Annotated in this window: 7 protein-coding genes; 2 read left to right on the forward strand and 5 right to left on the reverse strand. The window is 59.5% G+C overall.

Going from position 1 to position 7,363, the window contains the following annotated elements:
- The coding region (gene pabB / locus AC1D00_RS18835; RefSeq protein WP_477011693.1) for an aminodeoxychorismate synthase component I at positions 1–1,062 on the forward strand (1,062 nt) is incomplete at its 5' end.
- Entirely contained in the window at positions 1,059–1,637 is a 579-nt protein-coding gene (locus AC1D00_RS18840; RefSeq protein ID WP_477011694.1) for an anthranilate synthase component II, read from the forward strand. The genes pabB and AC1D00_RS18840, both read left to right, overlap by 4 nt.
- Positions 1,638–1,703: 66 nt before the next feature.
- Here AC1D00_RS18840 and AC1D00_RS18845 read toward each other — a convergent pair whose 3' ends face one another.
- The 5 genes from AC1D00_RS18845 to AC1D00_RS18865 form a co-directional block, all read right to left on the reverse strand.
- Positions 1,704–2,687 (reverse strand): transposase, encoded by a 984-nt coding sequence (locus AC1D00_RS18845; protein WP_477011695.1) that lies wholly within the window; start codon positions 2,685–2,687, stop codon positions 1,704–1,706.
- A 307-nt stretch (positions 2,688–2,994) separates the two neighbouring features.
- A protein-coding gene (locus AC1D00_RS18850) for an IS3 family transposase (protein ID WP_477011699.1) occupies positions 2,995–4,184 on the reverse strand; the annotation gives its coding sequence in 2 pieces (ribosomal slippage) (positions 2,995–3,935 and positions 3,935–4,184; 1,191 coding nt in all).
- 186 nt (positions 4,185–4,370) lie between these two features.
- Positions 4,371–6,065, reverse strand: coding sequence for an AMP-binding protein (locus AC1D00_RS18855; protein WP_477011696.1), 1,695 nt, complete (start codon positions 6,063–6,065; stop codon positions 4,371–4,373).
- A gap of 212 nt (positions 6,066–6,277) precedes the next feature.
- The gene (locus AC1D00_RS18860; protein ID WP_477011697.1) at positions 6,278–6,961 is read right to left on the reverse strand and encodes a 3-oxoacid CoA-transferase subunit B; all 684 of its coding nucleotides are present in this window, start codon (positions 6,959–6,961) and stop codon (positions 6,278–6,280) included.
- A 42-nt stretch (positions 6,962–7,003) separates the two neighbouring features.
- Positions 7,004–7,363, reverse strand: a 360-nt coding sequence (locus AC1D00_RS18865) for a CoA-transferase (RefSeq protein WP_477011698.1), incomplete at its 5' end; no start/stop codon positions are given.

Genomic DNA, 7,363 nt, shown 5'->3' on the forward strand with positions numbered 1-7,363 from the left:
CCCGCAACACAGGGCCAAGGATTTCCACAATCGATCCTCAATTTCTACGACGTGGTGCTCGCCTACGATCATTACGAGAAGGGGTGTTGGATCGTGTCGGCCGGATGGCCGGAGCAGGACGCCACACGTCGCGGCAGGCGCGCTCGCCAGCGAGCCGATGAACTAGCGGCGTCGCTTGCACGTCCACCTTTGCAACAGAATTGTTCCTCCACCTCGGTGAACTCATGGCAGTCGAACTTCCGCCGCGACGCCTATTTGGCGGCCGTTCAGCGTGTGATTGATTTGATCCTGGCTGGAGATATCTTTCAGGCCAACATCGCGCAGCGCTTCAGCGCCAGACTTTCGAGCTCGTTCGATCCCCTGGCATTCTATTGCCGCCTCCGTGCATTGAACCCGGCGCCCTTCGCCGCTCTCCTGCGCTACGGCAAACGGACCATTGCTTCCAGCTCGCCGGAGCGGTTTCTCAGGCTCGAGGGGCGGCAGGTTGTCACGCGCCCTATCAAAGGCACGGTCGGGCGGTGCGTTGATTCACGGGAGGATCGGCAACGCGCGGAGTTTCTAGTCGCGAGCGAGAAAGACCGTGCCGAAAACGTGATGATTGTGGACCTCTTGCGGAACGACCTATCACGCGTTTGCGCCACGCACTCGGTCGAGGTTCCCGTGCTATGCGGCCTCGAATCCTATGCTTCGGTGCACCACCTGGTTTCGGTTGTCAGCGGTAAACTCGCTAATGATCACGATGCCATCTCCCTGCTGCGCGCCTGCTTCCCCGGCGGCTCCGTCACCGGAGCACCGAAAGTACGGTCGATGGAAATCATCGCCGACGTAGAACGGATCGCACGCGAGATCTATTGCGGTGCTATCGGCTTCATTGGCTTCAGCGGGCAGATGGACACAAATATAGCGATCCGAACCGTAACGATCGATGATGATCTCGCGGTCTTTCACGCCGGCGGCGGAATTACGGGGATGTCAGATCCAAGCACAGAGTACGAGGAGACACTCGCGAAAGCGCAACGTATCTTTGACGCATTTGGTGCAGAAGCATTGGCTCCATTGTGATTCCGATCATCGACAACTACGACTCCTTCGTCTTCAATATTGCTCGCTATTTCCGAGAACTTGGAGAAACTGCAGAGGTGATCCGGAACGATGCGACCAGCGTCAGCGATCTCGTCAGCCTCAAGCCGCGAGCGATTGTCATCTCACCGGGGCCGTGCACACCCACGGAGGCCGGCATCTCGACGACCATTGTTCGTGAGCTCTCCGGTCACGTTCCGATTCTCGGCATCTGCCTTGGACACCAATGCATCGGAAGCGTTTTCGGCGGGCGGATCGCACGCGCGCGCTGCCCTATGCACGGTCGGGCCTCGCACGTCACCCATGACAGCAAAGGCCTGTTTGAGGCACTGCCGTCTCCGCTTCGCGTTGGGCGTTACCATTCTCTCGTTGTCGAGCTCGACGACGCGTCCGGATCTCCCCTGATGGTGACGGCGCGTTCGGACGATGCCGAGATCATGGCTCTCGCACATCGTGATCACCCCACATATGGCGTGCAGTTTCACCCGGAATCGATACTCACTCAAGACGGACACAAACTGTTTTCGAACTTCTTGCGACTGGCCAAGGCTCCCTGAGTGCTAGAGCGACGATTGTTTCGTACTGGCGTGAGGGGCTTGCAGCCGCGGACGGTTCAAAGGGAGTCAGCGGGCTAGGCCCAAGCCCGCCGCAGTCAAGTACGAACTGCTACGCCAGGGAGGGCGCAGGTTCCGTCGGCTGCTCCTTACACGCTGCGCGGTTGGAGGCAGTGACGTCAGCACGATCCCGAGCGATGCGCTGTTGACAGGACGCATCGAAGACGAGCGGCAGCCGCAACACCGCGTCGACCGTCTTCTTGCGGTGTTAGAAATTCTCCCACCGCTTGCGTTCGGCACAACTGGGTAATGTGGCGTCGATGTCGCAAGTGTCCGACGATTTGCGGATGGCGTGCACGTTCTGGCGCACGACATCAAGAAAGCTCGCGCTGGCGTTTTCAAGAGGTGCCAACGATCCGCGATTTGTATGGCCTGGGGCGGACCCTTGGATGCGGCGTTGTCGTAGCTCGCGCCACGATCCCGCGCAATGAACTCGATGCTGGAGCGATCGCGCAGCCAGGCGGCACTGGTGCCAATCGCACGATCTGGCAGGAGTGCAACGATGAGGGGGCGCTCGAGATCACAGATGACGGTACCGTACCGGCATCCTTCGCCAGGCCCAGTCGTCAATTCCGACCGCGCGCAAGGGGTCGCGAGGGCGTGCCGCGCGCCGGCGAACCATTCTAAGCAAGGTATCTTTACTGACCGGGATTGCCGGCGGCTTGCCAAGTTAGGTCCGGGACGCCCACCCAACGCGAGCCCGAGGCGATGCACGATGCCGTCCATTCGCGCCGTTCGGCGGGCTGACGGCACTGCGACCGCGTCTCCGAGGCGCTGGACAAAAATGCGCCGCCGGCAGCTTGCTCCGACGCATCGAAACCGGCGTGTCTCAACATTTTTATCGACGATTCGACCGTGGGCAGGCAAATCGATCAGGCATCGCCTGTAGCGGCTATGGATCCGACCCGAAACGGCACCGCATTCAGGACGGTCGCCATCTTCGTGGTCGGTCTTGTCATTTCGATGATCTTCGCGGCCCCATCTCGACGCCATCAATAGCAAGGCCCGCTGGTGTCAGCGCCGCGGTATGGATTTTACGGCACAGCTGCGGTGATTCCCCCGAGAGGTTGAATCAGCCACTGTGCCATTCTTTGCACGCCGATCGTTGCACCAAAAGTGATGGTATGGAACGGCCCTTCGAACCGACATCAAAAGTGCCTAACGGGGTCGCGCTGAGAGGCGCCGACGACATTCCCGGCAGCAATCAGACCGCCTGACTCACAGCACTTCGAGCGCGAGCAATTGATTGGGCGATTGCTTCCGCGGATATCATCGTGGCCAGTGACCTTGCCCCCAAGTTTTATCCAGTCCTGAGTTCGCCCCGGCTGTTGGATTTGCCCGGTTGGGCGGTGGCAGCGGCGGGAGCTGGCGCGGAGCCCTCGGCATAGCGCAGCGCCAGCTCCCGGCGCGGGTGGCAGGTGAAGGCGAACTCGGACGGCGTCTTCCATCCGAGCTGCGAGTGTGGTCGTGCCTCGTTGTAATCGGCCCGCCAGCATCCGAGCGCGACGCGGGCCTGGGTCAGCGCCGTGAACAGCGTCTCGTTCAACAGTTCATCGCGCAGCCGGCCGTTGAAGCTTTCGATAAAGGCATTCTGCATGGGCTTGCCCGGCGCGATGTAGTGCCATGCCACGCGGCTCTGATCRGCCCATGTCAGGATGGCGTTGCYGGTGAGCTCGCTGCCGTTGTCGCTGACMACCATCTTCGGCTTGCCGCGCTCAATCATCAGCCGGTCCAGCTCCCGCGCCACCCGGGTGCCCGAGAGCGAGGTGTCGGCCACCAGCGCCARGCACTCGCGGGTGCAGTCGTCGACCACGGTKAGGATACGGAAGCGGCGACCATCGGTGAGCTGATCCGATACGAAGTCGAGCGACCAGCGGTCGTTCGGCGCCATCGGCACSGTCATCGGCGCCCGGGTCCCGATCGCCCGCTTGCGRCCGCCACGGCGACGCACCGCAAGCTTCTCTTCCCGGTAGRGCCGGAACAGCTTCTTGTGGTTGATCACATAGCCCTCCCGCTTGAGCAGAACGTGGAGGCGCCGATAGCCAAAGCGGCGGCGCTCSTGGGCGATCGCCCTCATGCGTTGGCGAASRCCGGCATCGTCCGCCCGGGTCGTCTGGTATCTCATGGTCATGCGACAGCAGCCGATGGCTTTACACGCCCGCCGTTCGCTCATCCCGAAGGCGTCTCGGAGATGGGCGACAGCTTTCCGCTTGGCCKCGGGCGTCACCATTTCTTTCCCACGAGGTCCTTCAAGGCTGCGTTGTCCAGCATGGCGTCGGCCAGCAACCGTTTCAGCCGCGTGTTCTCATCCTCCAGCGTCTTCAGCCGCTTGGCCCCCGAGACCTCCAGCCCGCCGAACTTGGCCTTCCATTCGTAGATGCTGGCGTCGCTGACGCCATGCTTGCGGCACAGATCGGCGACCGACACGCCGGCCTCATGCTCCTTCAAGATCCCGATGATCTGCTCTTCCGAAAAGCGGCTGCGCTTCATGCTCTGGTCCTTGTCGTGGGCCAGAACGAACTTCAACTGGATTAAACCCGCGGGGCAAGGTCAACCGCAGAAGTCGTAACCATCGGAACGCCGCAAGGGTCTCGGCGAGGCCAGAGATGGCGCCCACTTGTTCGGTGTCCATGGAAGAGTATCGACTGTGCGCCAGCACCTAAGATTCGCAGGGGCTTAGGCGGTTTTGGGCGCCTTCAACCCCAAGCGCCTCTCAACATCTTCGCGCATCACAAGCTTCTGCACCTTGCCGGTAACGGTCATCGGAAACTCGTCAACGAATTCCACGTAACGAGGAATCTTCTGATGAGCAATCTGCTCTCGGCAGAAGTCGCGCAGTTCATCTTCAGACATCGTCTGATCTTCACGCAACCTTACCCAGGCGCAGAGTTCCTCTCCGTATCTCGGGTCGGCCACACCGAAAACCTGTACTTCCTGAATTTTCGGATGCCTAAATAGATACTCCTCAATCTCGCGTGGGTAGAGGTTCTCGCCGCCGCGGATCACCATATCCTTTATACGGCCGACAATGTTGCAGTAGCCTTCTGAATCTAAGGTCGCTAGATCACCCGTGTGCATCCAACCCGCCGCATCGACCACTTCAGCGGTTTTCTCTTCATCTCCCCAATACCCGAGCATAACGGAGTAGCCGCGCGTGCAAAGCTCGCCTGGCTGACCACGCCGCACAACGCAGCCATCCGCATCTACGATCTTAACCTCGACGTGCGGCTGAACACGGCCAACGGTGGAAACCCGCCGTTCCAATGTGTCATCAACTGCACCTTGGAAGCTTATCGGGCTAGTTTCAGTCATGCCGTAGGCAATCGTAACCTCGCGCATGTTCATTCGCTCAACAACGCGCCGCATGACCTCAATTGGGCAAGGCGCTCCCGCCATGATACCCGTACGAAGCGTGCTGAGGTCGAACCGTGCAAACTCCGGATGATCTAGCTGGGCGATGAACATGGTCGGCACGCCATACAGGGCCGTGCACCCCTCCTCTTGCACCGCCTCGAGAGTCGCTCGCGCGTCAAACCCCTCTCCCGGATAGACCATGACACTTCCATGGGTCAACGCCGCAAGGTTGCCCATGGCCATGCCGAAACAATGATACAATGGCACCGGGACACAAATCCGATCCGACGAAGTGAGCTGCATCGCGCGACCGATGAAGTAGCCGTTATTGAGAATATTGTGGTGCGACAGCGTTACACCTTTCGGTGAACCAGTTGTACCGCTAGTGAATTGGATGTTAATCGGGTCGTCGAATTGCAGGTCGCGCGCGAGCGCGCGCAATTCGACCCGTTCCGCKTCCCCACCGTATGCAGCAACCTCGTCAAACGCAATCGCGCCTGGAGTCTGGGGGCCGCCGATCTGAATCACGACGCGCAGGTCCGGCAGGCGCGCTGACGAAAGGTGGCCTGCTGCAGATACTGGAAGCTCGGGCGCCAATGCCTTGATCATTCCGATGTAGTTGCTCGTTTTGAAGCTTGTCGCGGTTACAAGAGCGGCGCACCCAACCCTGTTAAGTGCAAACTCGAGCTCGGAAAGTCGATACGCTGGATTGATAGTCACGAGAATCAGCCCCGCCTTTGCAGCGGCAAACTGAGTCAATGCCCATTCAGCGCAGTTCAATGACCAGATGCCGATCCGATCACCGCGGCGAAGCCCAAGTGCGATGAGGCCGGCCGCGAAGGCATCGGCTCGGTCATTCAATTCCCGCCAGGACCAGCTAATGCTCTGCGCCCTCGAGACCAGCGCAACCTGATCGGCCCATGCTGCAGCCGCTCTTTCGAGCGCTTGGCCGATCGTGTGGCCAAGGAGCGGTTCATCGCTCGTTCCAGTTACGTAGCTCATTGCGACGTCGCTCATGGATTCTTCCTTATGGCTTCATTCAAGGTTCGACGGCAGCCGCGCGGCGCGATATCGACCGGAACGGGCTCGTAGGAAAGCCGCGTTCCTCCAGCACAATCGAGGCTTCCAGCCGATCGGCCTAGTCAGCTGCTCCAGCATTGTCATCGTCTTAAAATGCGAGCGATCGCTCCGACACCCGAACACCCTTGCGCACACCACTTGAAGGGACGTTACTGCCTCCCGTCTATCGCCACATCGATGTTCATCCGCGTCACGTTCGGTGAGACCGTGTACTCCGCCTCAGTGATCCGCCTCACAAACCCTTCGTCGATCCCTGGAAATAATTCGCGTAATACCAACCCTTCGGGAACAACATCGAAGACAGCATATTCGGTCACGATCACCTTCACACATTGACTACCCGTCAAGGGAAGGGTGCAGCGCGTCCGTATCTTGGATTTTCCGTTCTTGTCGGTATGCTGAAGTGCCGCAATGACCTTCGGTGTGCCGTAGCAAAGATCCATTGCGCCCCCGATACCGGGCCACCACTTATTTCCGCGCCGGCAGGCCCAGTTGGCTAGATTACCAAGCGCATCCACCTCTAGCGCACCGAGAATCGTGACATCGAGATAGYCGTTGCGCATAGCGCCCAGTGAGGTAGTCAAATCCATAATCGCTGCGCCGGGCTTAAGCGTGATCGGCTCACATCCTGCGTTCGTTAGATCGCTGTCGGCATTCGTTGCGGTCGGTCGCCCGCCGAAGCCGAAAGCTCCATTTTCCGTGTGAAAGATCACGCCCAAATGTTGCGGCAGATAATTCGCGATGCGCGTTGGGATCCCAATACCCAGATTAACGACTTCACCCGGTTTAAGTTCGAGAGCGCACCGACGCGCAATGATCTCTTTTTCACTCATTGAGGAGTGCATACCCCGTCCTCTACCGTATCTCTTGGTTCACTAGACAGCTGCGGGCAGGCGACCAAGCTTCGTCCAATGTCGACGATAGAGCTCGTGCTGCTCAGACAGTGAATAGCCCTGTACAACCGCATCGATAAACACGCCGGGGCATCCCACTCGTTCCGGATCGAGCGTCCCAACATCGACAATTTCGTTGACTTCAACGATCGTGTATTCGGCCGCCATCGCAAGATCTCGCTGGTTTTGCAAAGAGGTCCCGCGAAACTCGGTGTTGCCGAACGTATCTGCTCGCCAACCTTTGACGATTGCTACGTCCGCGGTGAGCGCCGCTTCGACGAAGAACTCACGGTCTTCCAGATGCAATTTGCGCTTAGGCAAGGATCGCTCGGGGAATATGCC

The sequence above is a fragment of the Bradyrhizobium sp. P2_E8 genome (assembly GCF_056403875.1).

Coding starts and splice junctions, on each gene's coding strand:
- AC1D00_RS18845 (WP_477011695.1), bottom strand. CDS start 2,687: ATGGCGTCGAGATGGGGCCGCGAAGATCATCGAAATGACAAGACCGAC.